The sequence below is a fragment of the Sulfurivermis sp. genome, from assembly GCF_059410345.1.
In genome coordinates this window covers 77915-103241 of the sequence record NZ_JBLJDO010000006.1, presented here as the reverse complement: position 1 = coordinate 103241, position 25327 = coordinate 77915, and the positions used below count along the sequence as shown (strand labels likewise).

Sequence of the window (25327 nt, the reverse complement as noted above, 5' to 3'; positions counted from 1 at the left end):
CGCAGCAAGTCGATCATGCGGACCCCTGCGTCACCCAGTAGTCCATCACCGGACGCAGGCGCGGCGTGACCGGGGCGCCACGCATGGCGTTCAGCATCTGCCGCGCCAGGCGGAATTCCCCGCGGCGGAAGGCGTATTCCGCCAGGTAGGGCAGGGTGCGCTGCTGCGGAATACCGAGGGCGGTGGCGAGCAGCATGTTGCGCTCCGCTTCCTCGTGTCGGCCCAGCGCATCGAGGATGCGGGCGGCGAGAAAGCGCAGGCCGGCGGCGTTGCCTTCGATGGTCAGTGCCGCATCGGCATGGGACAGGGCGTGGTTGAGGGCGTATTGGCGCAGATCGCCTTGTACCAGACCCGAATAGGCCAGTTCCCAGTACAGTTCGGCCAGCTGCTTTTCGCGCTGATAGCGACGGTTGTCAGATTCGGGCACCGGCTGCTGCAATAGCTCGTGGATACGCTCGGCGATCTTTTTCTCTTCCTTGTCCAGCATGCCGAAGGCCACCAGGCGGATGTCTTCCACCGAGTCATCGAGCAGGGTGCGCAGGACCGGGCTGGCGGCCATGGGCGGCAGGTGTTGCAGGGCGGCGATGGACTGCAGGCGCTGCTCCGCCGGGATGCCGGGCTGGCCGACGCGGGCACGCAGGCCGCCGCGGTCGAAACGGCTGCCTTCCTTGCGGCCGATGGGATCGAATTCCGGGATGGCGAGCGGCCGGAATGGATCCTTGCCGGCACTGCTGTGCCAACGCATGCCGCCGAGCATGGCCAAGGCAACCCCCAGGCTGCCGAGCAAAGGAACGAACAGGCCGGCGGCAAAGATCAGCAGCCACAGCAGCAGGCGCTGCGCGCGCTCACGGTAGGGCAGGAGGCGGACGGCGAGCGTCGCCACCAGTGCGCTGATGGCGCCGTTGGCCAGCAGCAGGGCGCCGAGCAGGCTGAGGTCACTGCTGCTTTGTAGCAACTGAATATAGCCGGTGATGTCATTCATGATTACACCTCGTCGCTGAGCATGGCGGTGCGCAGTCGCGCCACGGCGTCACTGCGGGCCAGGGCTAGATTGAGCACGCTGAAGCCAGGTTGATCACTGCTGATGCCGTAACGATCCTTGAGCCAATTTTCGATGCGCAGGATATAGCCCTCGCTGGCGGCCCCGGACGATAGCGGCAACAGGACGGCGAGCGCGGGATGGTCGCCCTGATCGACCGACCAGATCACGTCCAGGCCGCGGCGCATGCGCTCCACCTCACCGGCGATCTCGTAGGCCTTGTCGCCGCCGAAACGGAACACCACCACATGGCTGGTCATGCCGATACGGCGCTGGATGCGCTGCACCCGCACCAGTTCTTCGACGAAGGGCCACGGACAGCCGGGCAGTTCCTGGCGTAGTGCCTGTGCCTCGCCGCCGCTGTACACCACGTCGGCGTAGTAACCGAGCAGCAGGTCCAGCAGTTGCAGATTCTCGCGGTTGAGGGCGAAGAACGGCATGTGGCTGACGGCCAGGATGCCCAGTATGCGTTCGTCGGAGGTGAGGATCGGCGCGACCACCAGCTGCGTGGCATCGGCCTGCTCGGCGATATGCACCAGGTTGCGCTGCTCCATGACCTTGCGCAGCATCGGATCGTCGCCGCGCAAAACCGGCGGCTTGCCGATGACCGCGAGGTGCGGTGCGATCTTGTACTGATCGCCGTCCGCCTGCGGCGTCGGGTAGATGGCCGCCGACTCCAGCTGACAGTACTGCGCCATCAGCTGCAGCAGTTCGTCTATACCGGGCAGCGGCTCGGACGCCGTGGTGCCGGGATTGAGCTCGCGCAGGCGCATCATGGCGTCACGCAGCGAGCCCGGCTTCACCAGCAGTTCCTGCTCGATACGGTCATGGGACAGGCGCAGCAGCAGGTAGCGGCGGGTGAGGCGGTTCAGCCGCTCGTTGAGATAGGCATTGGCTTCGTTGCGCCGCTCGACGCGATTGGTCCACACCGCATGGAACTCGCCACAGATCAGGGTAAGCAATACGCCACCGACGAAGTAGGCGCGGGGCAGGTCGGGTGCCTGGCCGCTCAACTCGACGAACAGCGCCCAGTTGCCCACCAGGCCGAAGGCGCTGAAGATGCCAGGCATCACGCCGTAGCGCAGGGCGATCAGCACCGGCGCCAGCCACAGCCAGGGAAAGCCGCTGTTCAGCAGCAGCGGATCGCCCGGCGCCGCCCACCAGCCCAGGGCGCAGGCGATGGCGGTGATCACCGCCGTCTCGATCCAGGGACCGAAACGGTACAGTTCAGGCGCCAGCAGATTGCCCAGGTTTTCCGCGGCGGTGGCGGCGCGTATACGTTGCAGCAGAGAAGACATGCGGTAACCTGGATTAGTTTGCGGCGCCCGCTTCCAGCGGCAGATTGCTCAACATGTTGCGCAGCAGTTCCTGCGCCACGGCGCTCACCGCCTGACGGCTCCAGCCGCTCTTGGCGCCGGCCGCCGACCAGACCACCTGGCCGCTCTGCATATCGATCACCTGCAGCGTGATGCCCACTGCCGGCTCGCCGTCCACGCCCACCTTGTAGCGCCACTCGTCCACCGCGCCGGTGACGGCATAACGGATACGTTCCTTGCGGGCCCAGGCCTGCGCCTCGGTAACCAGCTTGCGTTCGGCCGGGGCGAAGACGGAGTCGGCATTGAGTTCTGCCGGATAGCGCTGCAGGCCGCTGATGCCGCGCACACGCAGCAGGCTGTCGGTGATCGCCTCGGCGCGCAGGCCCGCCTGCGGCTCGGCGGTGTGGTTGACGATGGGCAGCAGCGCCCAGCGTGCCTCGGTTCCCATCGGGCTGCCCTTGCGCGTCACGTCCATGGTGGACGAGCAGGCAGCCAGCAGGCCGGCCAGACCCAGAATCAGCAGTCGCAGTGATTTTTTCATGATGGTTTCTCCCTGGATGATCCGTCAGAAATAACGTCGGTAAGTCAGTGTGATGATGCGCAGGTCGCGCCCGCCGGCCTGGCGGCTGGCATGACTGTGTTCCCATACCAGCGTGAGCTGGTCCTCGCCGTCCAGCGAGCCGGACAGGCCGGCGAGCAGGCTGTAGCCTTCGCCGCCCTCACGGCTGTGCACGGCGCAGGCATCGGCCAGCGGGCGCAGGGCGCGGCTGTAGCGCTCGCGCAGGTATTGGCCGGCGCCGCCGCACAGGGCGTAGTAGTCGTTGTCCTTGGGCACGAACAGGCCGGCCCATTGGGATGCCGGCGTGTCGGTGAGGGTCTGCGCGGTGAACACCTGCAACGCCGCGGCGTCCGGCGTGCCGTCGGCGCGGTAGCGGTAATGGGCGCCGTAGGCGCGCATGTTCCAGTCCGGGTATTCGCCGCGAATGCGGTAGCCGGCCTCCCAAATGCCCTGGCTGCCCGAGCCCAAGTAGGCGCCGTGCTGGGTGTGGTAGCGCTCGCTGGCCAGTTGAGCTGAGAGGTAGATGCGCCGCGTCGCGGCCCAGTTCAGGGTCGCGCCGGCGCGGTCGGCATGGCCGGCGATCTGCAAGGCGGTGGAGTGCTCGCTGGGCTGGCGGCTGGCCAGTTGCAGGTCCAGTTGCAGGCGGTGGTCCCATTCACGCCGATGGGCGAGCCGCCAGCCGGTATAGCCGGTCAGTTCATGGCGACTGTCCAGACTCAGCTGCCAGTGCTGGCGCGGCGCGCTCCACTGCATCTCCAGGGCAACGCCCTTGTCCTCTGCCGGAATGCGGCGCAGCAGCGTCGAGTTGCGCAGTGTCTGCTCGGCGTTGTAGCCCTCCAGGGCCAGACGCCAGCGGGCGCTCAGGGCCGTGTCGGCACGCAGGCGGTAGCGACGGCTGTCCAGGTCGCTGTAGTCGGCCTGTTGCCAGCCGGCCTCGACGTAGTCGCCGTGGGCGTCGTTGGTTTCCACCAGGCGTTGGTGCAGTTCGTCGTCGTCGGGATGACGCTGGGCACCCTCGAAGGCGTAGCTCCAGGCCAGGGGCCAGTTGCCTTCCAGCAAGGCGGCCTCATGCGCGCTGCTGGCGGGCAGATGGTCGCCGCGTGCGGTCAGCAGATGCTGCAAGGCATCGTGGTCGCGGGTCTCCAGCGCCAGACGCAGTTGCACCCATAACGGTGCCGGGCGCTCGTGTCCATGGTTGCGGCGCACCCAGGCCTCCACGCTCTCCTGCTGGCCGTTCTCCAGTGCCCAGGCGAGCAGCAGCTCATCCAATTGGCGCACACGCGTGGCGCTGAAGTCGCGGCTCTGTGCGCGCAGACGCCGCACGCGCAGGGCTGCGGCGTCGCCGGGCTGTTCGGCCAGTTGGCTACGCTGGCGGGTCAGGTAGCGCTCATCGTCGCTGTGGTCCGCCATGTGCTGCGTGAGCCGCCAGGCCTGTTGTCGCAACCGGGCCGCCATTCCGGCCTGACCGGTGTTCTGGAGCAGGTCGGCATAGTTGAGCAGCAGTATGGGATCGTCCGGTGTTTGTTCCAGTTGCAGGCGGTAGTAGGCGAGCGCTTCGTGGTGGCGGCCCAGCGTATGACTGGCCGCGGCCAGGGCCTGGCGGAAACGCGGATCGGCCGCCTCAGCCTCTGCACCGTTCAGCATGGCCTCCAGGGCGGTGCGTTCGCCGGTGGCGATGAACAGCCACAATGCACTTACCTGCACATGATCGTCGTCGGGCGCCAGGGCGAGGGCATGGCGCATGTCGATCACCGCCGCGGTGTTGTCGCCGAAGTGTTGTTTGACATGGGCGCGCAGTTGCAGGAAGCGGGGATTTTGCTGCAATGCGTGCTGTTCCTGCGGATGTGGGCGGGAGAGGGCTTGACGCGCCTCGGACCAGGCGTTGTGGGCCACCTGAATCTCCAGCGCCCGCAGCAGCCAGGCGGCGCCGCCGCCCTCGCTGTGATAGCGCAGGCACAGATCGGCGGCCTGCATGGGATCCTCCTGCAGCAGCAGGTAGGTGAGGCGATCGCGTTCCACGTCGCCGGCAACAGGCGTGATGGCCGCGCGGTGGTAGGCGGCAGCGGCGGTGGTGTCGTCCTGATAGAGCCAGGCCAGGTCGCCCAGCATCTGCCAGTACTCGAAGGCGTCGTCAGGCATGTGGGCCTGGTGACGTTTGAGCAGTTCGAGCGCGGCACGACGGCGATCGCGCCGGATCTCCAGTCGTGCGGCGGCCATCAGCCAGCCACCGTTGGCCGGTGTGTCCGCCAGCAGGGCGCGATAGAGCCGAATGGCGTCGTCATCCTTGCCGGCACGGGCATACAACTGGGCCGCCTGTGCGCCGAGCCAGGGGCGGCGCTGTTTCTGGTAGGCCTGTTCGAAGAAGCGGGCGCCGTCCACCGGGCGATAGGCGCGCTCGTAGAGCGCCGCCAGCTGCGGCGCCTCCTCGGCGTCTATTTCCTGTGCCGCCTTGCGCATCTGCCACAGTTCGATGAGCACCGGCGCATCGTTGAAGTGGGTAGCGAGCCGTTGCACCTCGCCGAGCACCTCGCGGTCGCGCACCCCGGCGCGGAACAGTCCCTTCCAGGCGGCGTAGGCCTCGGTGGGGCGCTCGGTCCACACGGCCACCCGCGCCAGGCGTCGTTGCCAGTCACGGTCCTTGGGGTAACGCTGGCTGACATCGAGGGCCAGCTGGTAGGCATCTTCAACGTCACCGTTGGCCAGCAATGCCTCGTAGCCGGTGTGGTAATCATCGAACTTGAGTCCGGGCAGGGGGGCGGCGGCCAGGGCCAGCGGCAGACCCAGGCCGAGGGCAGTGGCGAGCAGGGAGCGGCGCAGGGTCATGTTCCGGCCTCCGGATCCGTGGCGGCGGTTTCTTCCATGGTGGCGTTGATGCCGAGCAGGCGGCGGGCATAGGCAGCGGCGCGCGGATTGTCGTTGGCGGCGCGGGCGCTGCGCACCAGGAAACGCAGGGTATCGGCGTCGTCGGCGAGCTCACCCAGGTACAGTTCCGCCTCCTGCATGGCTTCGGCAAAACGGCTGTTGGCCATCAGCGCGCCTACACCGGCCACATACAGGCGGCGGGCCGCCGTGGGGTCGGCGCCCTGACGGGCAAGGAAGTAGAGATCGGCGGCCAGTCGGTAGTGGCCATGCCCCAGGCCGGTCTTGGCGGCCGGTTCCACCCATTCGCGGTAGCGCTGCGGCTCCTGGTGGGTGAGGCGCAGGTAGAGTCGCCAGGCCAGGTCGGTGCGCCCGAGCAACAGGGCGCTTTCGGCCAGGAAGGCGAGGTCGGCGGCGCTGCGCTCCTCCGCCGCCAGGGTGTGCAGCAGTACGTCGATGTCCGGTGAGGGCAGCGACTGGCGGCCGGCGTGGTAGGCGGCGATCAGGGCGCGAAGATGAGTCTGCATGGCGAGCCGGCGCTGGGCGGGGCTGCCGTTCAGCTCGACTGGTAGCAGCAGATTTTCAATCGTGGTGTAGTCGGCGCGGTCCGCCTGGGCATTGGCGAGCAGCAGGCGCAGGTCGAGGTTGTGCCGGTCGGAGCGCAGCAGGTTTTCCAGGTAGGCAATGGACAGATCATCGGGCACCGAGCGATTCAGCAACTCCTCGAACAGGCGCCGGCTGGGGAAGATCAGCGTGAGCAGCACCATCAGCGCGACAGCCACCATCACCAGCTCGCGGCCGGTGATGAGCGGCAGGCGCGGCAGCGGCGCCTCACTCAGTGCAACGCGCTTCGATCGGTGCGGCAGCATGACGGTCCAGGGTGTAGCTCAGCTTGGGTTTGGTTCCGCTGCGTTTGGCCGTCAGCGACCGGCCTTCGCTGGTGAAGGTGCAGTGCCCGATGTGGGCCAGCTCCAGTTGCAGGGGAACATGGGCGGCAAATTCGAGATGCAGCGCGCCGTCTAGGCGCTCCATGGCGCGCAACGGCGCATTGGCGGCGATCAGGCGCGGGGAATTTTGCGGCTGGGGAGTGAGCACCACCTCCACCTGTTCGGCGCCGGCATGGAGGTAACGCTGATCCAGGTGTTCGTTGAAGCCGGCGATGCCGCGGCTGCGCTTCAGGTCCGGCTGCCCCAGGGCGGCAGGAATGCGCAGCTGGCGCAGGTCGCGCAGACCGCGGATGCGCCAGCCCTCGGCGGTGCGTGCCACGGTGATGCGGTTGAAGTCCTGTACCTTGCGCACGTACTCGGAGGTGTAGACCGGCGTCGGCTGTTGCGCCAGTGCCCAGCGATGCACCTCGTCCAGGGCCGCGAGGGCGGAGGGCTTGGAGGCGGCGTAGGTGTGGTAGTAGATGTTGATGGGTTTGACGCGGCGCGGCGCATCGGTCATCTCGAAGGTCTCGATGATACGGCGATAGCCGTAGAACGGGCCGGTCCAGTCGTTGGTATAGACATTTTCGTTCTGGTTGGGCGCGAACACCTGGAAGTACGGCCCCTTCTGCACGCCGAGTGGTGCCACGGCGGTGTAGGTGGGCAGGCTGCGGGTCATCATGGTGTCGCCGCCGTTGATGTTGCCCACACCGGCACGTACCACCTCGGCCAAGGCCTCGATGGTGGGGTTGCAGTCGCCGCTCCAGTGGAACAAAGCCACCTTCTTGCCCGGCGGCGCCAGGCGCGATTCGATGTACTCGATGGAGCCGGCGACTTCGCGCCGCAGATCGAATTCATAGCCGGGCAGGGGCAGGTTGTAGTCGGCGCTGCCGTCGGTGCCGAGCACCTTGTGCCAGAAGAAGGGGTGGGAGTAGGTGTGGCTGGCGATCTCCACATGGGGCAGGGCGAGGATGTCGCGTGCGAGGGGTTCCAGTTCGTGCGCCAGATGAGGGTATACGCCCCGGGGGCCGGTCTCGCCTTCGATGATGGAGAAGGTGGTGGGGATGCGGTAGCGCTTGAGGATTTCATCGCGCAACACCTCCGCGGCATACGGCGTGCCGGGGAACTCACCGCGGCTGGCGAAACCGTCGCCGTCCATGTGTGCCAGCAGCATGCGGCGGCCGCTGTCGGTGCTGACGTCGGGTACCGGCATGGCCGGCAGACGCAGCGCCTGTTGCATCAGGGCGAACGGATCGATGGCCCAGCGGTTGCCGGTTTCGCCGGGCAGGGTGACGACGGTGAACGGGTAAAGGGCGTAGCCGCCCCAGGGCGTGATGGCCGCCGCCACCTGACGCCGGCCCTGGTCATCCTCCAGCACGGCCAGCGGCGTACCGGCATTGATGGACAGCGGGAAGAAGTTGCTGCGGTCGGGCAGGGGGCGGGTTTCGAAGCCGACCATTGCCGCCTGCTCCACGACAGTGAGCTGGCGCGTGGGGCGGGTCATGTCCTCGCGCCGTAGACCCAGCTGCTGCAACGCCGCCGGGTGACGCAGGAACTCCATATTGCCCAGCACCAGCACTGGCAGGCCGGCGGCGGTTTGCCGCACCATCCACTCGGCCAGGCGTCGGCCTTTGGCTGCCGGCAGGTTGGCCTGCAGCCAGATCACGGCACCGGCAAAGCGGCCGGTGAGGGGCGTCTCCGGCAGGGGATCATTGGCGTTGAGGTATTCCGCCTTGTAGCCGAGCCAATTGAGCGGCAGGGTGCCGTAGCGCACCACCGCCTCGTCGTCCATCAATTCCACCTCGTCCCGGGCGGCGCTGTACAGCATCAACACCTTGCGCGGCATCACCTCGATGGTGCCGACGCCGAGCAGGGTGTGGTCGTGGTCGGCCACCCAGGGGATGAAGCCCTGGGCACGGATCTTCTCCGCCACTTCGCGCGCCTCCTGGCGCTGGCCCGGCGGTAGGTAGTCGATGGCGACCACCGGCAGCTTATAGTCGCGCCGTACCATCCGGAGCTGGTTCAGCAGCCAGGTGCGTTCCTGTTCCGTCACGGTCCGGTAGTTGTTCGCCACCGGGTCCCAGCCGGCGAACAGTGATTCGGCGGCCACGGCAGTGACCAGGGTATGCACCTGGGGCAGGATTTCGAAACCGCGGTTGAAGAACAGCTTTGCTTCCGGGTAGCGCGCCTTGATGGCACGGATCACCCGCACCAGCCCGGCCTCCTGCTGTGTGCGGGCATCAGCGCTCTCGGCATGGAGCTGGTAGGAGTCGAGGGTGTCGAGAAAAAAGCCGCGGAAGCCCTCCTGCCACAGCGGGGTGATGATGTGTTCGACGAAAAAGCGGGGCCACTCCGCCTGCGATTGATCGAGAACCAGGCTGCCCCAGGCCGGATTGGTGCCCAGTACCCATTCCGCTGGCAGCTGTTTCAGCCAGCGGCGGCCCGGATCGGCCTCGCCGACGGAGACATAGGCAAATACCTGGCTGGTGGTGAGCTGCTGCAAATCGGCGTTGCTCGTGTGCTCGGGTTCCAGCACCACCCAGTCGAAGGCGCGCAGTTCGTCCCAGGGCTGCTCCGCGCCGTAATAGAAGGCGACGGCAGGCGTGGCCATGGCCACCGGCGGGGCGCAGGCCAGGACCAGCAAGGCGGCAATCAGTCCACGCATGATGCGGCTTGGAGATGTTCCCAGAGGGCGCGTAATCCCTGTTCCAGAGGCGTGGCGGGCACCATGCCCAGGGCCTGGGCCAGGCGTGCCGTGGACATGGCCGAGTGGCGGATGTCACCGTCGCGGGGGGCGGCGTGGCTTACCTGCGGCCGGGTCGCGGTGACGCGGCCCAAGGTGGTGATGAGGTCCAGCAGGGTGCAGCTGATGCCGGTGCCGATGTTGAGCACGCCCTCGGCGCTACCGGCCAGCGCGGCGAGATTGGCCGCCGCCACATCGCCCACATAGACGAAGTCGCGTGTCTGCAGGCCGTCGCCATGTACGGTGAGCGGTTGTTCATTGCCGATGCGATCAACGAACACGCTGATGACGCCGGAGTAGGGCGACTTGGGATCCTGGCCGGGGCCATAGACATTGAAGTAGCGCATGCCCAGCGACGAGACGGCGTGCAGCTCCCGGTACAGGGCGGCGTACTGATCGTTGACCAGTTTTTCCAGTCCATAGGGTGAGGCCGGTGCGGTGGGCGAGCTTTCATTCAGCGGCAGTTCCACCGGCTGGCCGTAGACGGCGGCACTGGAGGCATACACGAAACGCTGGATGCCGGCACGACGGGCAGCGTCCAGCACGGTGATGAAACCGAGCAGATTGTTGCGGCAGGAGTTGACGGGATCTTCCACCGAACTGGCCACCGACACCTGGGCCGCCAGGTGCAGTACGCGGTCGGCGCCGCTAAGGGCATCGCTTACGGCAGCCGCATCAGTGATGTCGCCGACGACCAGGCGCAGGCGCGGATGGTGGGGCAGATTCTCGCGGTGGCCGCTGGAGAGGTTGTCCAGTACGGTGACTTGATGGCCTTGGGCGAGCAGGAGCTTGGCGGTATGAGAGCCGATAAAGCCGGCGCCGCCGGTAATAAGCGCGTGCATCCTTAACTATCCTTAGTATTTTACGTTAGTTCCCAGTGCATCCGCCCGCGCCCAGGCGCCCCGATCCCGGGCGTCGGCGTGACCTGAGGGTCGTCGAGAGGATGGGCGCGAAGTATAGGGAGGTTGCGGACAAAAATCCATAAACCGCAAACTCCGTCACAGAATCTTGTAGAGTTCAGACTGCGTCTCAAAATACGCAGGACGTGTGACGCCACTGTGACCACAGGCGCGGAATCACGGCCCGACTGCCGCCATCCTGACGGGCATCGATGTCGTCGCACAAGGGAGTGCAGGGCAATGCGTATAGCCATGTGGTGCGGGGCGCTGGTGTTACTGGCGCTGGGCGGCTGCCAGGAGCTGCCGGTCAAGGATGATGGCGGCGCGCCGGAGGCGCCGCCAGTGGAGGGTACGGCATGGTATCGGCCCGGGGTCGGCACCACCTGGCAGTTGCAGCTGACCGGCAGCGTCAATACGGCCCACACCGCCGACCTCTACATCATCGATCTGTTCGATTCCTCGCCGGCGCTCATCGCCGCGCTGCACGCCGCAGGGCGCAAGGTGATCTGCTACTTCTCGGCCGGCTCCTATGAAAACTGGCGACCCGATGCCTGGCGTTATGCGGGCAGTGACTTGGGCAACACCCTGTCCGGCTATCCCAATGAACGCTGGGTGGATATCCGCTCGGCCAATGTGCGCGAGATACTGTTTGCCCGCATGGACCTTGCCGTCGACAAGGGTTGCGATGGTGTCGATCCGGACAACGTCGACGGCTATTCCCATAACACCGGCTTCCCGCTGACGGCACAACACCAGCTCAACTTCAACGCGGCCCTCGCCAACGCTGCCCATGAGCGCGGTCTGGCGGTGTCGTTGAAGAACGATGTGGAGCAGATCGGGGCCTTGCTGCCGTATTTCGATTTTACGGTCAACGAGTCCTGCCACGTCTACAGCGAATGTCACCGGCTGGCGCCATTCATCGCCGCCGGCAAGCCGGTGTTCAACGTGGAATATGAGTCGAAGTACGTGACTTCATCGAGCCAGCGTGCCGCCCTGTGCGCCGATGCCCTGGCGCGGCAGTTCCGCACCCTGGTGTTGCCGGTACAGCTCAACGACGCCTATCGTTACAGTTGTGATTAGGGCGCCAGCAGCAGGCTGTAACGCACCTGCCCAGCCTGTTTGCTGCGCAGCAATTCCCACCCTGCGGGCACTGGCGGCTCCCCCAGTTCGGCCTCGTTTTCCACGTAGACCCGTGCGCCCGGCACCAGCCAGCCGTTGTTGAGCTGTTGCAGGCAGTTGGGCAGCAGGCCCTTGCGGAACGGCGGATCGAGAAATACCACGTCAAAGGGTTGCGACGGGCGTTGCAGGAAGGTGACGGCATCGCTCTGCACCACGCTGGCACCGCTGGCACCGAGCAGTTTCAGATTCTGCTCCAGTTGCGTGACCACGCGCCTATCGGCATCGACAAATACCACGGCACTGGCGCCGCGCGACAGCGCCTCCAGACCCAGGGCACCGCTGCCGGCGTAGAGGTCGAGGCAACGCGCCCCCTGGATAAGGGGGGCGATCCAGTTGAACAGTGTCTCGCGCACCCGGTCGGGGCTGGGGCGCAGACCCTCCACGTCAGGGAAGCTGACACGGCGGCTGCGCCAGGTGCCGCCGATGATGCGTAACTGATTGGGTCCGTGCCGCCCGCTCATGTGACTGTCTGTTAGGAGCCGTTGCCGACGGTGACGGTGACGAGGCGCTGCGGATCGACGCGGCGCTGGAAGGCGTCGCGGATCTGTTCCGCCGTTACGGCCTCCACCCGTTCGATGAAGCGGTCGAGATAATCCAGCGGCAGGTCATAGAAGGCGATCATGGCCAGATAGCCGGCGATGTCGCTGTTGCTGTCGATGTTGAGTGGGAAGCCGCCGGTGATGTTCTTTTTGGCGGCACTCAGCTCGGCCGCCGTCGGTCCTTCGTCACGGTAGCGTTGCAGGGTGGCGCGCATCACTTCCATGGCCTCGGCCGCCGATTCGTTCTTGGTCTGCACGCCGAGCTGGAACGGGCCGGCCTCGCGCATGGGCAGGAAGTAACTGTAGGCGCTGTAGGCCAGGCCACGTTTCTCGCGCACCTCGTCGGAGATGCGCGATACCAGGCCGGAGCCACCGAGGATGTGATTGCCGACATACAGCGCAAAGTAATCCGCATCGCCGCGGCGCAGTACCGGCTGACCTACCAGGATGTGGGTCTGGCTCGACGGATGCGCCACATGCACCTTGCCGCCGGTGGCCGGCGTGACGGCGGGCAGCGGCGGCGGCACACTGCCGCCGGGCAGTTTGCCCACCACGGTTTCTGCCACGGCCGCGGCGGCGTCCCGTTGCAGGTCGCCGACGATGACCACGATGGCGTTGCGGGCCGTGAAGTAATTGCGGTAATGGTTCAGCAGATCGGCGCGCTTGAGGGTGGTCACGCTCTGCGTCGTGCCGAGTGTGGCCTGAGCATAAGGGTGTTGGCCGTAGAGGGCCTGGTAAAAGGCACGCTCGGCCAGGGCGCCGGGATTCTGCTCCTGAGCGCGCAGGGCGACGAGGGCGCGGTTGCGCTCGCGCTCGAAGGCGGCGGCCGGGAAGGTGGGTGCACGCAGCACCAGGGCAAGGGTTTCCAGCGCCGGTTGCAGCAGGGCCGGATCGGTCAGGCTGCGCAGGCTGACGCTGGCGTTGTCGCGTCCGGCGCTGCTGCCGACGCGGGCGCCGAGGGCATCGAAACGCTCGGCGATGGTGTTGGCGTCCAGCGCGCCCGCGCCTTCCATCAGCAGGCGGGCGGTGAGGCTGGCGACGCCGGGCACGGCATCGCGTGCGCTGCCGGCGTCGAACACCACCTGCACGTCCACCATCGGCAATTCGTGCGCGGCGACGAAGTAGACGCGGGCGCCGTTGCCGGTCTGCCAGTGTTCGATCTGTGGCAGTGCCGCGGCGATGCCGCTCCAGCACAGGGTGATGACGATCAGAATCTTCTGCATGGCTAACCTCGGTTACAGAACTTTCAACGGGCCGCGACGATGTTGGCTTTTCAATGCCGGTAGGTTCCGGCGGCTGGCATGCGCGGTGCGGCGCCGTCCAGCGGCTGCGGGTCGAGCACGGCGATGGTCAGGTTGTCGTCGGTGAAGAACTCACGTGCCACCGCCATGATCTGCTCCGGTGTCACCGCGGCGATGCGCGCCGGATACTCATCCAGCAGGCGCCAGTCCAGTCCGACGGTTTCCATCACGCCGATCTGCATGGCCTGGTAGAACACCGAGTCCAGCTCATACACCTTGGCCGCGGTCACCTGCGCCTTGATGCGCGCCAGCTCGTCGGCACTGACCGGCTCGCGCTTGAGCCGCTCGATCTGCGCCTTGATGGCGGTCTCCAGTGTGGCCACGTCGTGGCCCTGTGCCGGGGTGCCGCCGAAGCTGAACAGATCGCCCAGGCGCGCGGTGAGGGTGTAGCCGGCGCTGACACTGGCGGCGATCTGGCTGCCGCGCACCAGCTCGCGCGGCAGACGCGCGCTGCGGCCGCCGTCGAGCACGCCGCCCAGCACCTCCAGGGCATAGGGCTTCCAGTCTTCGTCCGCCGTCTTCAGCGTCGGTACCTTGTAGCCCATGATCAGGTAAGGCAGTTCCGCCGGGGTCTTCACCACGATGCGCCGCTCACCGCGCTGCGGCGGTTCGATGCGTGGCTTGGGCGGAGTGATGGTGCTGGGCTGGAGCGGGCCGTAGTGGCGCTCGGCGAGGGCGAACACCTGCTGCGGGTCGACGTCGCCCACCACGACCAGGGTGGCGTTGTTGGGCGCATACCAGGTCTGGTACCAGTGGCGCAGGTCTTCGGTGGTGAGGTGTTCGATGTCGTTCATCCAGCCGATGATCGGGTGGCGATAGGGGCTGACCTGCCAGGCGGCGGCGCTGAAGGCCTCCCAGGTAAGGGCCTGCGGGTTGTCGTCGGTGCGCAGGCGCCGCTCCTCCATCACCACCTGCAATTCCCTGGCGGATTCCTGCGGGTCCAGGGTGAGGTGGCGCATGCGATCGGCCTCCAGTTCGAAGGCAATGGGCAGGCGCGACTTCTCCAGCTGCTGGAAATAGGCGGTGTAATCCTGGGCGGTGAAGGCATTCTCGCGCCCGCCGTGCTCGGCAATGATACGCGAGAACTGGCCCGGCGGATGGTTGGGTGTGCCCTTGAACATCATGTGTTCCAGCACGTGGGAGATGCCGGTGACCCCGTCGTACTCATAGCTGCCGCCGACCTTGTACCAGACCTGGGAAACCACCACCGGGGCCCGGTGGTCTTCCCGGACGATGACCTTGAGGCCGTTGGCCAGGGTGGTTTCGTGTACCGGCCCTGCGCTTTGGACGACGCGCGACGGGCCGGGCGCCGTGGCGCAGCCGGTCAGCACGGCGGCAAGCAGGATAAGTGCGAGTGATTTCATAGTCGGCCTTATTGTTGCTTTGGTGTGGTGTGGCGAGGTGGTAGGATACCACCGCCCTGACAGGTAAACAGGACAGCAACCTTCCGCCACAGGTTCCACAAAGCATACCTACCCCATGTTTGGTTTCGGCAAGAACAAGTCCGGCGAGAAACCGGAAGAAAAGCAGGACAAGCCCGGCCTGCTGGCGCGCCTGCGCCAGGGACTGGCCAAGACCGGCCAGCTGCTCAACACCGACATCCGCGACCTGGTACCGGTGGGTCGCAAGATCGACGATGAATTGCTGGAAGAGCTGGAGACGCGCCTGCTGCTGGCCGACGTCGGCGTCGAGGCCACCACCGCTATCATCCAGGACCTCACCAAGCGGATCTCGCGCAAGCAGCTTGACGACAGCAATGCGCTGTTTGCGGCCCTGCGCGAGGACATGGCCGCCATCCTGGCGCCGAGCAGCCGGCCGCTGGTCATTGACGGTTCGGTGCGCCCCTTCGTGGTCCTGATGGCGGGGATCAATGGCGCCGGCAAGACCACCACCATCGGCAAACTGGCCAAGCGCCTGCAGGCTGAAGGCAAGAGCGTGATGCTCGCCGCCGGCGATACCTTCCGCGCCGCGGCGGTGGAGCAGTTGCAGGTGTGGGGTGAGCGCAATGGCATTCCGGTGATCGCCCAGGGCAGCGGCGCCGACACCGCCTCGGTGATCTTCGATGCCTTGCAGGCGGCCAAGAGCCGCGGCATCGACGTATTGATCGCCGACACCGCCGGCCGTCTGCACACCCAGTCCAACCTGATGGAAGAATTGAAGAAGGTGAAGCGCGTACTGGGCAAGCTCGACCCCGATGCGCCGCATGAGGTGCTGTTGGTGCTCGACGCCGGCACCGGGCAGAACGCCCTGCAACAGGCGCAGCAATTCCACCAGGCCATCGGTGTCACCGGCCTCGCCCTCACCAAACTGGACGGCACCGCCAAGGGCGGCATCATCTTCGCCATCGCCAAGCGCCTCGGCCTGCCCATCCGCTTCATCGGTGTGGGCGAGGGGATCGATGATCTGCGCGTGTTCGAGGCGAGTGAATTTGTCGAGGCGCTGCTGGGAAGTGACAAGTGATGATTGACCCGTCCCCGATAAAGTCGCTGGTCACTCGCCACCCGTCACGTGGAACTACTGTTCAATGATTCGTTTTGCCAACGTCAGCAAACGCTATCCCGGCGGCTATGAGGCCCTGTCCGACGTGTCGCTGCACGTCGCGCCCGGCGAAATGGCCTTTCTCACCGGTCATTCCGGCGCCGGCAAGTCCACCCTGCTCAAGCTCATCGCCCTCATCGAGCGGCCCACCAATGGCCAGGTGATCATCAACGGCCAGAACTTCGCCAAGGTGGGGCGCCGGCGCATCCCCTATGTGCGGCGCGACATCGGCATCATCTTTCAGGACCACCGCCTGCTGTTCGACCGCACGGTGTTCGACAACGTCGCCCTGCCGCTGATCATCGCTGGCCACGGCCATCAGGAGATCGGCCGCCGCGTGCGCGCTGCGCTGGACAAGGTGGGGCTGCTGAGTAAGGAAAAGATGTATCCCATCACCCTGTCCGGCGGCGAGCAACAGCGCGTCGGCATCGCCCGCGCGGTGGTCAACAAGCCGCCGCTGCTCCTGGCGGATGAGCCCACCGGTAACCTCGACCCGGAGCTGTCGCGCGAGATCATGGGTCTGTTCGAGGAGTTCAACCGCGTCGGCGTGAGTGTGCTCATCGCCTCGCATGATCTAGAGCTAATCCGTCGCCTCGGCCATCGCGTGCTGCGGTTGGATCACGGTCGGATGGTCGGCGATACGGGAGGGGCGCGCTGATGGCTGAGGTAACGCGTACCCCCAATGCGCCGGAAGGCGCCCGCGTGGTGAAGATGGGCGCCGGCGCCCTGCTGCGCTCCTGGCTGTTGCGCCATGTGCAGACCTTCTTCTATACCCTGGGCCAGATCTGGCGCCGTCCCTTCAACGCCATCCTCACCGCCGCGGTGATCGGCATCGCCCTGGCCCTGCCCGCCGGGCTGCACGTGCTGCTCGGCAATGCCCAGCAGGTGGCGCGCGGCTGGGACGGCGCCACCCAGGTGTCTCTGTTTTTGAAGCGTAACGTGAGTGAGCAACGCGCCCAGAATCTCGCGCGCGAACTGGATGCCCTGCCGGAGATCGGCAATGTGCGCTACATCTCGCGCGAGCAGGCGCTGGAGGAGTTCAAGAGCCTGTCGGGTTTCGGCGATGTGTTGCAGGTGCTGGAAGACAATCCGCTGCCCTCGGTGCTGGTGCTGTTTCCCAAGGTGGAGCAGGCGCAGGGGCCGGAGGTACTGGAGCAGCTGCTCGCGCAATTACGCGCCCGGCCGGAAGTGGACCTGGCGCAGCTGGACATGCAGTGGGTCAAGCGCATCTACGCCATGATGGACATCGTCAGCCGCGGCGTCTGGGTGCTCGGCTCCCTGCTCGGACTCGCCGTGCTGCTGGTGGTGGGTAACACGATACGGCTGGCCATTCAGAACCGGCGCGACGAAATCGTCATCATCAAGCTTATCGGCGGCACCGACGCCTTCATCCGCCGCCCCTTCCTCTACACCGGCTTCTGGTACGGCCTGTTCGGCGGCATTATCGCCCTCGGCATGATCCAGGTCTCGTTGCTGTTCCTGGCCGATCCGGTCGCGGGCCTGGCCGGCTTGTATGGCAGCGATTTCCGCCTGCGCGGGCTGGATTTCCTCACCACGCTGACCCTGTTCGGCGGCGGCTGCCTGCTGGGCCTGCTCGGTTCCTGGCTGGCGGTGGGGCGGCATCTGCGTGAGATCGAGCCCACCTGAGGAACAACGGGCTGTTTCATAGGCGGAATAGCGCATGCCGTCGTTGGTATATCAACGCACCAATAACACGCTTATAGTCGGATGGTTGCGGGGGAAAGGGGACATCGATGAGCAATAGCATACTGGTGGTGGATGGGTCGACGCTGTCGCGTCAGGTGATCACCCGCCGCCTGGATGAGGCCTTGCCTGGTGCGCGCGTGACGGCCGTCGGCAACGAGGCCGAAGCGCTGGCGCGGCTGGAAGAAGAACGCTTTTCCCTGGTGACCACGGCACTGATGCTGCCCGATGCCGACGGGCTCGACCTGTGCCGCCGTATCCGCCACAGCAAGCGCCACCACTACACTCCCGTCATCATCATCTCCAGCGACGCCGATCAGCGCCTGATCCGCGAGGGTTATGCCGCCGGCGTTACCGACTATTTCGACAAGTCGCTGGGTTTTCAGGCCTTCGGTCAGTTCATCAAGGCCTTTCTGGAGCGCAATGCCGCGCTCTATGGTCGCGTGCTCTATGTCGAAGACAGCCGCACCGTCGCCGCAGTCACCAAAAACGTGCTGGAACAACACGGCCTGGTGGTGGTGCATACCGCTACGGTGGAGGAGGCGCTGGACCTTCTGGGTCAGGCACGGCAAACCGATGAACGCGGCTTCGATTTGGTGATCACCGACTTTTTCCTCAAGGGCGAGATGACCGGCGGCGATCTGCTCTATGTGCTGCGCGCCCGCCAGCACTATTCGCAGCAGGAACTGCCGGTGCTGGTGATCACCGGCAACGACGACGTTTCCACCCAGGTGGAGGTGTTCCGTGCCGGCGCCAACGACTTTGTCAACAAGCCCCTGGTGGAAGAGGTGCTGATGGCGCGCGTGCGCTCGCTCCTGCTCATCAAGCATCAGTTCGACGCCCTCAAACGCCAGACCGCCGACATGGAACGGCTCGCCACCACCGACGCGCTCACCGGCGTGCGCAACCGCCGCTACCTGGTGGACGAAGGCCAGGGCTTCCTCAGCCGCACCGCGCAGGGCTGGGTGATGATCGTCGATCTGGATCACTTCAAGCGCATCAACGACGGCCTGGGCCATCTCGTCGGCGACAAGGTGCTGATGGCCATGGGCGACCTGCTGAACCGCCTGTTTCCCGACGGCCTTTGCGCCCGCTTCGGTGGCGAGGAGTTCGTCGTCCTGCTGCATGGCGCCGATGTCCCGGCACGCGCCGAACACCTGCGCGCCGAGGTGGAACGGCTCAAGCCCGCCGGGGTGGATGTCACCCTCAGCCTCGGCCTGGCTGCCGTCGCCGCACATGCGGGCAAAGACCTTAACACCCTGCTCGGCATCGCCGACCAGGCCCTCTACGGCGCCAAGGCCGCCGGCCGCAACCGGGTCTGCCTCACCCAGGGTGACGGCAGCATCACCCCTGTCCCGGCCCGTAGCGCCTAAAAACTGTCGGCGGGAACTCTTCTGACCCCTTGGCACTCTCACCCCGAGAGTGCTAAAAATACCCCACTGAGGAATTTGGCTGAAGGGATTGCGTTGCCAATTGTTGAGTGTTATGGTTGGTTATAACTGAGCCAGCCACTTTGGCATATGAACGCGAGATAGGGAGTAACGATGAGTAAAGCCCTGCAACTGCAAGTGAATATTCCGCTCGGCAGCATCGAGGCCTATACCCAGGCCATCAATCGCATCCCGATGCTGACGGCCGAGGAAGAGCGCGAACTGGCAGTTCGCCTGCGCGACCACGCCGATCTGGAGGCGGCGCGCCGTCTGGTGATGGCGCACCTGCGTTTCGTGGCCCACATCGCCCGCGGCTATTCCGGCTACGGCCTGCCCCAGGCCGACCTGATCCAGGAAGGCAACATCGGCCTGATGAAGGCGGTGAAGCGCTTCGACCCGGAGCAGGGGGTGCGTCTGGTGTCCTTTGCCGTGCACTGGATCCGCGCCGAGATCCACGAGTTCATCCTGCGCAACTGGCGCATCGTCAAGGTGGCCACCACCAAGGCGCAGCGCAAGCTGTTCTTCAATCTGCGCTCGTCCAAGAAGCGTCTGGGCTGGTTCTCCAAGGAAGAGGTGGACGCGGTGGCCAAGGACCTGGGTGTGCCGGCGGCGACGGTGCTGGAGATGGAGTCGCGTCTGGCCGGTCAGGACGTCACCTTCGATGCCCAGTCCGATGATGACGACGAGGTGATGGCGCCGGCGGCCTATCTGGCCGACAGCCGCTTCGAGCCGGCGGCCCAGCTGGAGGCTGCCAACTTCGAGGCGGACAACAGCCAGCGCCTGCACAGCGCCCTGGCCACGTTGGATGACCGCAGCCGCGACATCGTTGCCGCGCGCTGGCTGTCAGACGATGGCAAGACCACGCTGCAGGACCTGGCGGACAAGTACAACGTCTCCGCCGAGCGCATCCGCCAGCTGGAGAAGAACGCCATGAACAAGCTGCGCAATATGCTGGCTGCCTGAACGGCGTTTTATGCAGCACAAAGGACAACGGCCTCCCACTGAGGCCGTTGTCGTTTTCAGCGCCGGCGTTTAGCGGCTCAGGGTGACTGCGATGGTGGTACCGGCGGAGGTGGGCATGATGCTGATGGCGATGCTGCTCTTGTCGCGGCTGAACTCCAGCGCGCGCGCGTTGCCGATGGTGGCGTCGGCGGTCTGCTTCCAGCCCTGGCCGGCCAGCTGGTCACGGTAGTAGCGCGCGGCCTGTTCCACCGTGCCTTTGGTGTTGAGCACGGCACTGGCGCTGCGCGCATCCTCGCTGGCAGAGTCGAGTTTGGCCTGTGGGTAGGGTGCTACCTCTTGGGCAAGTGCGGCGGGGTAACCTGCGGCGCTCAGGGTGGTGGCAGCGGACAGCAGCAGGCAGAACAACAGAACGCGAATACGCAGTGATGACATGTTTCCCCTCCATGGAGTTGTGGTCCGTGTAAGGATGTTTTGTATAGGAAAAACCCCAGTTTGACAATCTAACGAGCAAGAACTCGATAGGCATGTATCTTATAAGGTCATTGCGCATTGCTGTGTGATGGCGGTAACGACATCGTGTGAATTAACGGCGTGGACGGGTGCTGATAGTATCAAGGACATCATGGATCACCCCGTGCTTTTGGCTCTGGCTCTGACCACCCTGGCCGGCCTCTCTACCGGCATCGGCAGTGCGGTGGCGTTGTTTGCCCGCCGCAGCAACGTCGCCCTGCTTTCCGCCGCCCTCGGTTTTTCCGCCGGGGTGATGATCTACGTGTCCTTTGTCGAACTGCTGGCCGGCGGTCAGGTGCTGTTGCAGACCCAGTACGGCAAGACACTGGGTGGTTGGCTGGCGGTGGTAGGTTTCTTTGCTGGCGTGCTGCTGATCCTGTGCATCGATTTTCTGGTGCCGGCGCACGACAACCCCCATCAGGCCAAGCTGATGGATGACAATGGCCAGAGCTTGCACCGTCTGCGTCGCGTCGGGTTGCTCTCCGCCCTGGCCATCGGCATCCACAATTTCCCCGAGGGCATGGCGACCTTCATGGCGGTGCTTGCCGATCCGGTGGTGGGGGTGTCCATCGCCGTTGCCATTGCCTTGCACAACATACCGGAAGGCATTTCCATTTCTGTGCCGGTGTATTACGCCACCGGCAGCCGCCGGCGTGCCTTCTGGTATTCCTTTCTCTCCGGCCTGGCCGAGCCAGTGGGTGCGATGGTCGGCTATCTCTTGCTGCGCCCGTTTCTCGATGATGGCGCGCTGGGCCTGGTGTTCGCCGCGGTGGCCGGCATCATGGTGTTCATCTCGCTGGATCAGCTGATCCCCAACGCGAAGAAATACGACAGCGGCCATCAGGCGGTGTATGGCCTGATCGCCGGCATGGGAGTGATGGCGGTAACGCTGGTGATGCTGACGTAGGATGGGGGGTGCGCAGTGCAACCATCAGCCTGTGCTGATTGTGATCTGCGCAGCAATGGCATCCATGGACAAGGCATCCATATAGGGGATCAAACCGAGCAGCGGCGCACCGATGCGCTGTTGGATGGAAAGGACATTCTGCGGCAGTTTGCTCATGTGCAGGTCAAGGGTGTTGGCTACCCAGCCAATGAGCTTGCCGCCGTGGGCGCGGATGGATTCGGCGCTGAGCAGGGCATGATTGATGCAACCCAAACGCAGACCAACCACCAGGATCACGTCCAGTTCGAGCCGCCTGGCGAGATCGGCCATGGACTCGCGTTCGTTGAGCGGCACCAGCCAGCCGCCGGCACCTTCGACTACCACCGCATCGGCCTCGGCAGCGAGTCTGCGGTAATTGCGCGCGATGTGCTCCAGATCGATGTGTGTACCCGCCTGCGCAGCGGCGAGGTGCGGTGCCACCGGTGGCGCGAAGGCGTAGGGGTTGATCGCCGCGTAATCCATCGGCAGTGAGCCCTGCTGCTGCAACAGCAGCGCATCCTCGTTGCGCAGGCCGTCGGCGGTGTGCGCGCAGCCGGAGGCCACTGGCTTCATGCCGAGCACGCGCAGCCCCTGGTGTTGCAGCGCGGCCATGATGCTGGCGCTGACCCAGGTTTTGCCCACGCCTGTGTCGGTGCCGGTAACGAAGATTCCTCGCGTCATGAAAGGTTCTCCCCATAACGTGCGGAGGGGGCACGCTGCCGGCGTGGGTTTCGCCCCTTCCCGCGACTAGCCGCTGCGCGGCCCCGTGTCCGGGTCGATACGCCTGTGTCGGTGCCGGTAACGAAGATTCCTCGCGTCATGAAAGGTTCTCCCCATAACGTGCGGAGGGGGCACGCTGCCGGCGTGGGTTTCGCCCCTTCCCGCGACTAGCCGCTGCGCGGCCCCGTGTCCGGGTCGATACGCCTGTGTCGGTGCCGGTGACGAAGATGCCGCGGGTCATTTGCTTGTTCCTGCCAAATTGGCGCGCAACTGTTCCAGCGAAATGCGCGTAGCGCCGTTCTGGGTTTGTTGCTGCGGCGTCAGTGGCGCCCAGGCGTGGCCGTAGACGATTTCGTAGCTCGCCGGCAGGCGATCATCGCGGCGGAACTGCTCATAGGCCGTCAGCATGGCATTGAGTTTTTTCTTCCCGGTGAGCCCACTGCTGCGGCCACGGTTGACGTTGTGCGCGCCGATGGTCTTCAGGTCACTCATCAGGGTGCGCGCATCCTTATAGGTCAGCACGATGTCCTCGCGATCCATCACCGGGTCGGCAAAGCCGTTGCGCAGCAGACCGTCGCCCAGATCATGCATGTCGATGAAGGCATTGACGTGCATGGCATCGTCCACCGCACGCCAGGCGGCACGCAATTCTTTCAGCGTGTCGGGGCCGAAGGTGGAAAACAGCAGCAGGCCACCAGGTTTGAGTACACGGCGAAACTCGGCAAAGGTGCGCTCCGGATCGTTGCACCATTGCAGGGTCACGTTGGAAAACAGCAGGTCCACTGAGGCAGCGGCCAGCGGTAGTGACTCGGCATCGGCGCAAAGGAAACCGGGATTGCGGCGCAGGCGTTGCCACCAGCCGAAGCGGCGGCGCGCGTGCTGCAACATACCGTGGGCGATGTCGAGGGCGATGAACTCTGCCCGCGCAAAGCGCGCCGCCAGTTGCGTGCTGCAGAAGCCGGTGCCGCTGCCCACCTCCAGCACGCACTGCGGTGCGATCTTCATCAGTTCCAGCCGCTCCAGCAGGCGCGTGCCGATCTCGCGTTGCAGTACGGCGGCCTCGTCATAACGGGAGGCGGCCTTTTCAAAGGCGGCACGCACCAGGCGCTTGTCGGGTAGCGGCAGGTCACTCATGAAGGAAAGCTTCCAGGGCGTGCAGAAATTCATCGGGATGCGACAGGAACGGTGCATGGCCGGCTGTGTCGCTGACATGCAGCAACCCGTGTGGCAACTGGGTTGCGGTGTATTCCGCCGCGGCCAGCGGCGCCAGGGTGTCGCGGGCGCCGTGCAAAACCAGTGTGGGCTGGGTGATGGCCGGCAATGCGCTGCGCAGATCCGCCTCGCGCAGGATGTCGAGCGCGCCCGCCAGGGCTGCGGGCTGTGGCTGGCCATGGGCGAACAGTTCGAGGCGCAGCGCACGCAGTTCTTCGCGCGCGCGTTCCGAGCCGCGCGCCTGGATGGCGAGAAAGCGTTGCAGTGTCTGTTCCCAGTTGTCGCGTACCGAGGCGGCAAATTGCTCGAACTCGGCTTCCGGCATGCCGTGCGGCCAGTCATCGCGTTGGGTGAAACAGGGATTGGTGCCGACAAGAATGAGTTTGGTGATCGCTGCCCCCCGAGCGGCTGCCGCGAGCGCGATGCGTCCTCCCAGCGACCAGCCCAGCCAGGCAGCGTTGGCGGGGACAGCAGCGGCGACAGCGTGCACCATGTTGTCCAGGGTGTAGGCGCTGGACAGCGGAGGGCTGCGGCCGTGGCCCGGCAGGTCGATGAGGTGTAGGCGGTGGTGCGCGGCGAGTGGTGGCATCACGCTGCGGAAGATGCCACCGTGCAGGCCCCAGCCGTGCAGCAGCACCAGATCGGGACCGCTTCCGATACTCTCCACATGCAGCGTCGGATTACTCATCGATTGAGCCGTCCCAGGGCATCGAGCAGGCGATCGACCTGCGCTGCATCGTGTGCTGCGGAGAGGGTGATGCGCAGGCGCGCGGTGCCGTCGGGCACGGTGGGCGGGCGGATGGCGCTGATCAGGATTCCTTCCGCCAGCAGGGCCTCCGACATGTTCACGGCCGTGGCGGAATCACCCACCAAAAGCGGCTGGATGGCCGTGGGTGACTCCATCAATGGTAAGCCGAGTTGCTGTGCGCCGGTGCGGAAGCGCTGCACCAATGCAGTGAGATGCGCGCGGCGCTGCGCGCCTTCATCGGATTGGATGATCTTCAGGCTGGCCCGCGTCGCCTCGGCCACCGCCGGCGGCAGGGCGGTGGTGTAGATGTAGGGGCGCGCTTGCTGAATAAGGGTTTCGATGATGATTTCATCGGCGGCCACGAAGGCGCCGAAGCTGCCGAAACCCTTGCCCAGGGTGCCGACCAAGAGCGGCAGATCGCGCGGCGTGAGGCTGCACACCTCCATCGAGCCGCGGCCGTGTTCACCGATGACGCCAAGGCCGTGGGCGTCGTCCATCAGCAGCCAGGCGTCATGTTGTTGCGCCGTGGCGGCCAGTGCGCGCAGCGGCGCAATGTCGCCGTCCATGCTGAATACGCCGTCGGTGACGATCAGCTTGCGCTGCGCCTTGCTCTCCGCCAGTCGCTCATGGAGCGCCGCCACATCGCCGTGGGGAAAGCGTTGCAGGCGCGCCCGCGACAACAGCCCCGCATCGAGCAGCGAGGCGTGATTGAGCCGGTCCTCGAACACCGCATCGCCTGCGCCACACAGCGCGCTCACCGCACCGAGGTTGGCCATGTAGCCGGTGGAGAACAGCAGCGCGCGCGTATAGCCGGTGAATGCGGCCAGCTCCTCTTCGAGGAGATGGTGCGGCGTCAGGTGGCCGGTGACCAGGTGCGCCGCGCCGGAGCCGGCGCCGTATTGTGCGGCGCCGTGCTGCATGGCGGCGATCACCTCGGGATGATTGGCGAGACCGAGATAGTCATTGGAACAGAACGACAGCAGCGGGCGACCGTCGACGACGATCTCCGCGCCCTGCGCGGAATCGACGACCCGGCGCCGGCGGTACAGATGTTCCGCTACGCGCCGCTGCAGTTCCTGTTCCAGTTCATTCATAAAAGATCTGTCGCAGAGGCGCAGAGACGCAGAGGATGTGGAGTATTCATGGGGCTCTGCAGTACTTCAGACTAGTTGACCCGTAGCGGAATTCGATTTCATCAACTCCGCGCCTCTGCGTCT

The 25327-nt window shown here is 65.6% G+C and carries 22 protein-coding genes; 7 read left to right on the top strand and 15 right to left on the bottom strand.

What is annotated here, in order from left to right; genetic code table 11:
• Positions 1 to 13: 13 nt before the first annotated feature.
• The 7 genes from ACMV8A_RS07140 to ACMV8A_RS07110 are packed head-to-tail and all read right to left on the bottom strand — an operon-like array spanning position 14 to position 10284.
• Positions 14 to 982 carry a tetratricopeptide repeat protein gene (locus ACMV8A_RS07140; protein ID WP_495325072.1) on the bottom strand — a complete coding sequence of 323 codons (969 nt, stop codon included), beginning with the start codon at positions 980 to 982 and terminating at the stop codon, positions 14 to 16.
• 2 nt (positions 983 to 984) lie between these two features.
• On the bottom strand, positions 985 to 2337 hold the full coding sequence (locus tag ACMV8A_RS07135; RefSeq protein ID WP_495325071.1) for a PelD GGDEF domain-containing protein: 1353 nt from the start codon (positions 2335 to 2337) through the stop codon (positions 985 to 987).
• 13 nt (positions 2338 to 2350) lie between these two features.
• A complete protein-coding gene (locus ACMV8A_RS07130) occupies positions 2351 to 2896 on the bottom strand; it encodes a penicillin-binding protein activator LpoB (RefSeq protein WP_495325070.1) in 546 nt (181 codons plus the stop codon).
• A gap of 24 nt (positions 2897 to 2920) precedes the next feature.
• Positions 2921 to 5737, bottom strand: coding sequence for a tetratricopeptide repeat protein (locus tag ACMV8A_RS07125; RefSeq protein WP_495325069.1), 2817 nt, complete (start codon positions 5735 to 5737; stop codon positions 2921 to 2923).
• On the bottom strand, positions 5734 to 6642 hold the full coding sequence (locus ACMV8A_RS07120; protein WP_495325068.1) for a hypothetical protein: 909 nt from the start codon (positions 6640 to 6642) through the stop codon (positions 5734 to 5736). Before ACMV8A_RS07120 ends, ACMV8A_RS07125 begins: the two co-directional genes overlap by 4 nt.
• Complete coding sequence (locus ACMV8A_RS07115) at positions 6605 to 9364, bottom strand: bifunctional glycoside hydrolase/polysaccharide deacetylase family protein (protein WP_495325067.1); 2760 nt, start codon at positions 9362 to 9364, stop codon at positions 6605 to 6607. Before ACMV8A_RS07115 ends, ACMV8A_RS07120 begins: the two co-directional genes overlap by 38 nt.
• A complete protein-coding gene (locus tag ACMV8A_RS07110) occupies positions 9352 to 10284 on the bottom strand; it encodes an NAD-dependent epimerase/dehydratase family protein (protein WP_495325066.1) in 933 nt (310 codons plus the stop codon). Before ACMV8A_RS07110 ends, ACMV8A_RS07115 begins: the two co-directional genes overlap by 13 nt.
• A gap of 297 nt (positions 10285 to 10581) precedes the next feature.
• On the opposite strand from ACMV8A_RS07110, the gene ACMV8A_RS07105 reads away from it, so the two are divergent.
• Complete coding sequence (locus ACMV8A_RS07105) at positions 10582 to 11421, top strand: endo alpha-1,4 polygalactosaminidase (protein ID WP_495325065.1); 840 nt, start codon at positions 10582 to 10584, stop codon at positions 11419 to 11421.
• On the opposite strand, the gene rsmD is transcribed toward ACMV8A_RS07105, so the two are convergent.
• Genes rsmD through ACMV8A_RS07090 form a run of 3 tightly spaced genes read right to left on the bottom strand, consistent with a single transcriptional unit; the run spans position 11418 to position 14724 of the window.
• A complete protein-coding gene (gene rsmD / locus ACMV8A_RS07100) occupies positions 11418 to 11981 on the bottom strand; it encodes a 16S rRNA (guanine(966)-N(2))-methyltransferase RsmD (protein WP_495325064.1) in 564 nt (187 codons plus the stop codon). The genes ACMV8A_RS07105 and rsmD overlap by 4 nt on opposite strands.
• Positions 11982 to 11992: 11 nt before the next feature.
• Positions 11993 to 13282, bottom strand: a complete 1290-nt coding sequence (locus ACMV8A_RS07095) for a M16 family metallopeptidase (RefSeq protein ID WP_495325063.1) — start codon at positions 13280 to 13282, stop codon at positions 11993 to 11995.
• Positions 13283 to 13332: 50 nt separating this feature from the next.
• The gene (locus tag ACMV8A_RS07090) at positions 13333 to 14724 is read right to left on the bottom strand and encodes a M16 family metallopeptidase (RefSeq protein WP_495325062.1); all 1392 of its coding nucleotides are present in this window, start codon (positions 14722 to 14724) and stop codon (positions 13333 to 13335) included.
• Between the two features lie 115 nt (positions 14725 to 14839).
• Between ACMV8A_RS07090 and ftsY the strand changes: the two genes are divergently transcribed.
• From ftsY to rpoH, 5 genes are all read left to right on the top strand, one after another.
• Complete coding sequence (gene ftsY / locus ACMV8A_RS07085; protein ID WP_495325061.1) at positions 14840 to 15820, top strand: signal recognition particle-docking protein FtsY; 981 nt, start codon at positions 14840 to 14842, stop codon at positions 15818 to 15820.
• Between the two features lie 64 nt (positions 15821 to 15884).
• Entirely contained in the window at positions 15885 to 16556 is a 672-nt protein-coding gene (gene ftsE, locus ACMV8A_RS07080) for a cell division ATP-binding protein FtsE (RefSeq protein ID WP_495325060.1), read from the top strand.
• Positions 16556 to 17545 carry a permease-like cell division protein FtsX gene (gene ftsX, locus ACMV8A_RS07075; RefSeq protein WP_495325059.1) on the top strand — a complete coding sequence of 330 codons (990 nt, stop codon included), beginning with the start codon at positions 16556 to 16558 and terminating at the stop codon, positions 17543 to 17545. Before ftsE ends, ftsX begins: the two co-directional genes overlap by 1 nt.
• A 107-nt stretch (positions 17546 to 17652) precedes the next feature.
• Positions 17653 to 18975, top strand: a complete 1323-nt coding sequence (locus ACMV8A_RS07070; protein WP_495325058.1) for a response regulator — start codon at positions 17653 to 17655, stop codon at positions 18973 to 18975.
• A gap of 171 nt (positions 18976 to 19146) precedes the next feature.
• Positions 19147 to 19995, top strand: a complete 849-nt coding sequence (rpoH, locus tag ACMV8A_RS07065; RefSeq protein ID WP_495325057.1) for an RNA polymerase sigma factor RpoH — start codon at positions 19147 to 19149, stop codon at positions 19993 to 19995.
• Positions 19996 to 20064: 69 nt separating this feature from the next.
• Here the strand turns inward: rpoH and ACMV8A_RS07060 are convergent, their stop codons facing one another.
• Complete coding sequence (locus tag ACMV8A_RS07060) at positions 20065 to 20427, bottom strand: hypothetical protein (RefSeq protein WP_495325056.1); 363 nt, start codon at positions 20425 to 20427, stop codon at positions 20065 to 20067.
• A 190-nt stretch (positions 20428 to 20617) separates the two neighbouring features.
• Here ACMV8A_RS07060 and zupT point away from each other — a divergent pair, with 190 nt between their 5' ends.
• A complete protein-coding gene (gene zupT / locus ACMV8A_RS07055) occupies positions 20618 to 21412 on the top strand; it encodes a zinc transporter ZupT (RefSeq protein ID WP_495325055.1) in 795 nt (264 codons plus the stop codon).
• Positions 21413 to 21436: 24 nt separating this feature from the next.
• Here the strand turns inward: zupT and bioD are convergent, their stop codons facing one another.
• The 4 genes from bioD to bioF all read right to left on the bottom strand — a co-directional run bounded on the left by bioD (position 21437) and on the right by bioF (position 25204).
• Entirely contained in the window at positions 21437 to 22111 is a 675-nt protein-coding gene (gene bioD, locus ACMV8A_RS07050; protein ID WP_495325054.1) for a dethiobiotin synthase, read from the bottom strand.
• 276 nt (positions 22112 to 22387) lie between these two features.
• On the bottom strand, positions 22388 to 23284 hold the full coding sequence (gene bioC, locus ACMV8A_RS07045) for a malonyl-ACP O-methyltransferase BioC (RefSeq protein ID WP_495325053.1): 897 nt from the start codon (positions 23282 to 23284) through the stop codon (positions 22388 to 22390).
• Positions 23277 to 24050 (bottom strand): pimeloyl-ACP methyl ester esterase BioH, encoded by a 774-nt coding sequence (bioH, locus tag ACMV8A_RS07040; protein WP_495325052.1) that lies wholly within the window; start codon positions 24048 to 24050, stop codon positions 23277 to 23279. Before bioH ends, bioC begins: the two co-directional genes overlap by 8 nt.
• Positions 24047 to 25204 (bottom strand): 8-amino-7-oxononanoate synthase, encoded by a 1158-nt coding sequence (gene bioF / locus ACMV8A_RS07035; protein WP_495325051.1) that lies wholly within the window; start codon positions 25202 to 25204, stop codon positions 24047 to 24049. The genes bioH and bioF overlap by 4 nt, the downstream gene beginning before the upstream one ends.
• Positions 25205 to 25327: the final 123 nt, after the last annotated feature.

Excerpts from the sequence above, each read along its gene's own strand:
- ACMV8A_RS07140 (WP_495325072.1), bottom strand. The coding sequence starts at position 982 with ATGAATGACATCACCGGCTATATTCAGTTGCTACAAAGCAGCAGTGAC.
- ACMV8A_RS07135 (WP_495325071.1), bottom strand. The coding sequence starts at position 2,337 with ATGTCTTCTCTGCTGCAACGTATACGCGCCGCCACCGCCGCGGAAAAC.
- ACMV8A_RS07130 (WP_495325070.1), bottom strand. The coding sequence starts at position 2,896 with ATGAAAAAATCACTGCGACTGCTGATTCTGGGTCTGGCCGGCCTGCTG.
- ACMV8A_RS07125 (WP_495325069.1), bottom strand. The coding sequence starts at position 5,737 with ATGACCCTGCGCCGCTCCCTGCTCGCCACTGCCCTCGGCCTGGGTCTG.
- ACMV8A_RS07120 (WP_495325068.1), bottom strand. The coding sequence starts at position 6,642 with ATGCTGCCGCACCGATCGAAGCGCGTTGCACTGAGTGAGGCGCCGCTG.
- ACMV8A_RS07115 (WP_495325067.1), bottom strand. The coding sequence starts at position 9,364 with ATGCGTGGACTGATTGCCGCCTTGCTGGTCCTGGCCTGCGCCCCGCCG.
- ACMV8A_RS07110 (WP_495325066.1), bottom strand. The coding sequence starts at position 10,284 with ATGCACGCGCTTATTACCGGCGGCGCCGGCTTTATCGGCTCTCATACC.
- ACMV8A_RS07105 (WP_495325065.1), top strand. The coding sequence starts at position 10,582 with ATGCGTATAGCCATGTGGTGCGGGGCGCTGGTGTTACTGGCGCTGGGC.
- rsmD (WP_495325064.1), bottom strand. The coding sequence starts at position 11,981 with ATGAGCGGGCGGCACGGACCCAATCAGTTACGCATCATCGGCGGCACC.
- ACMV8A_RS07095 (WP_495325063.1), bottom strand. The coding sequence starts at position 13,282 with ATGCAGAAGATTCTGATCGTCATCACCCTGTGCTGGAGCGGCATCGCC.
- ACMV8A_RS07090 (WP_495325062.1), bottom strand. The coding sequence starts at position 14,724 with ATGAAATCACTCGCACTTATCCTGCTTGCCGCCGTGCTGACCGGCTGC.
- ftsY (WP_495325061.1), top strand. The coding sequence starts at position 14,840 with ATGTTTGGTTTCGGCAAGAACAAGTCCGGCGAGAAACCGGAAGAAAAG.
- ftsE (WP_495325060.1), top strand. The coding sequence starts at position 15,885 with ATGATTCGTTTTGCCAACGTCAGCAAACGCTATCCCGGCGGCTATGAG.
- ftsX (WP_495325059.1), top strand. The coding sequence starts at position 16,556 with ATGGCTGAGGTAACGCGTACCCCCAATGCGCCGGAAGGCGCCCGCGTG.
- ACMV8A_RS07070 (WP_495325058.1), top strand. The coding sequence starts at position 17,653 with ATGAGCAATAGCATACTGGTGGTGGATGGGTCGACGCTGTCGCGTCAG.
- rpoH (WP_495325057.1), top strand. The coding sequence starts at position 19,147 with ATGAGTAAAGCCCTGCAACTGCAAGTGAATATTCCGCTCGGCAGCATC.
- ACMV8A_RS07060 (WP_495325056.1), bottom strand. The coding sequence starts at position 20,427 with ATGTCATCACTGCGTATTCGCGTTCTGTTGTTCTGCCTGCTGCTGTCC.
- zupT (WP_495325055.1), top strand. The coding sequence starts at position 20,618 with ATGGATCACCCCGTGCTTTTGGCTCTGGCTCTGACCACCCTGGCCGGC.
- bioD (WP_495325054.1), bottom strand. The coding sequence starts at position 22,111 with ATGACGCGAGGAATCTTCGTTACCGGCACCGACACAGGCGTGGGCAAA.
- bioC (WP_495325053.1), bottom strand. The coding sequence starts at position 23,284 with ATGAGTGACCTGCCGCTACCCGACAAGCGCCTGGTGCGTGCCGCCTTT.
- bioH (WP_495325052.1), bottom strand. The coding sequence starts at position 24,050 with ATGAGTAATCCGACGCTGCATGTGGAGAGTATCGGAAGCGGTCCCGAT.
- bioF (WP_495325051.1), bottom strand. The coding sequence starts at position 25,204 with ATGAATGAACTGGAACAGGAACTGCAGCGGCGCGTAGCGGAACATCTG.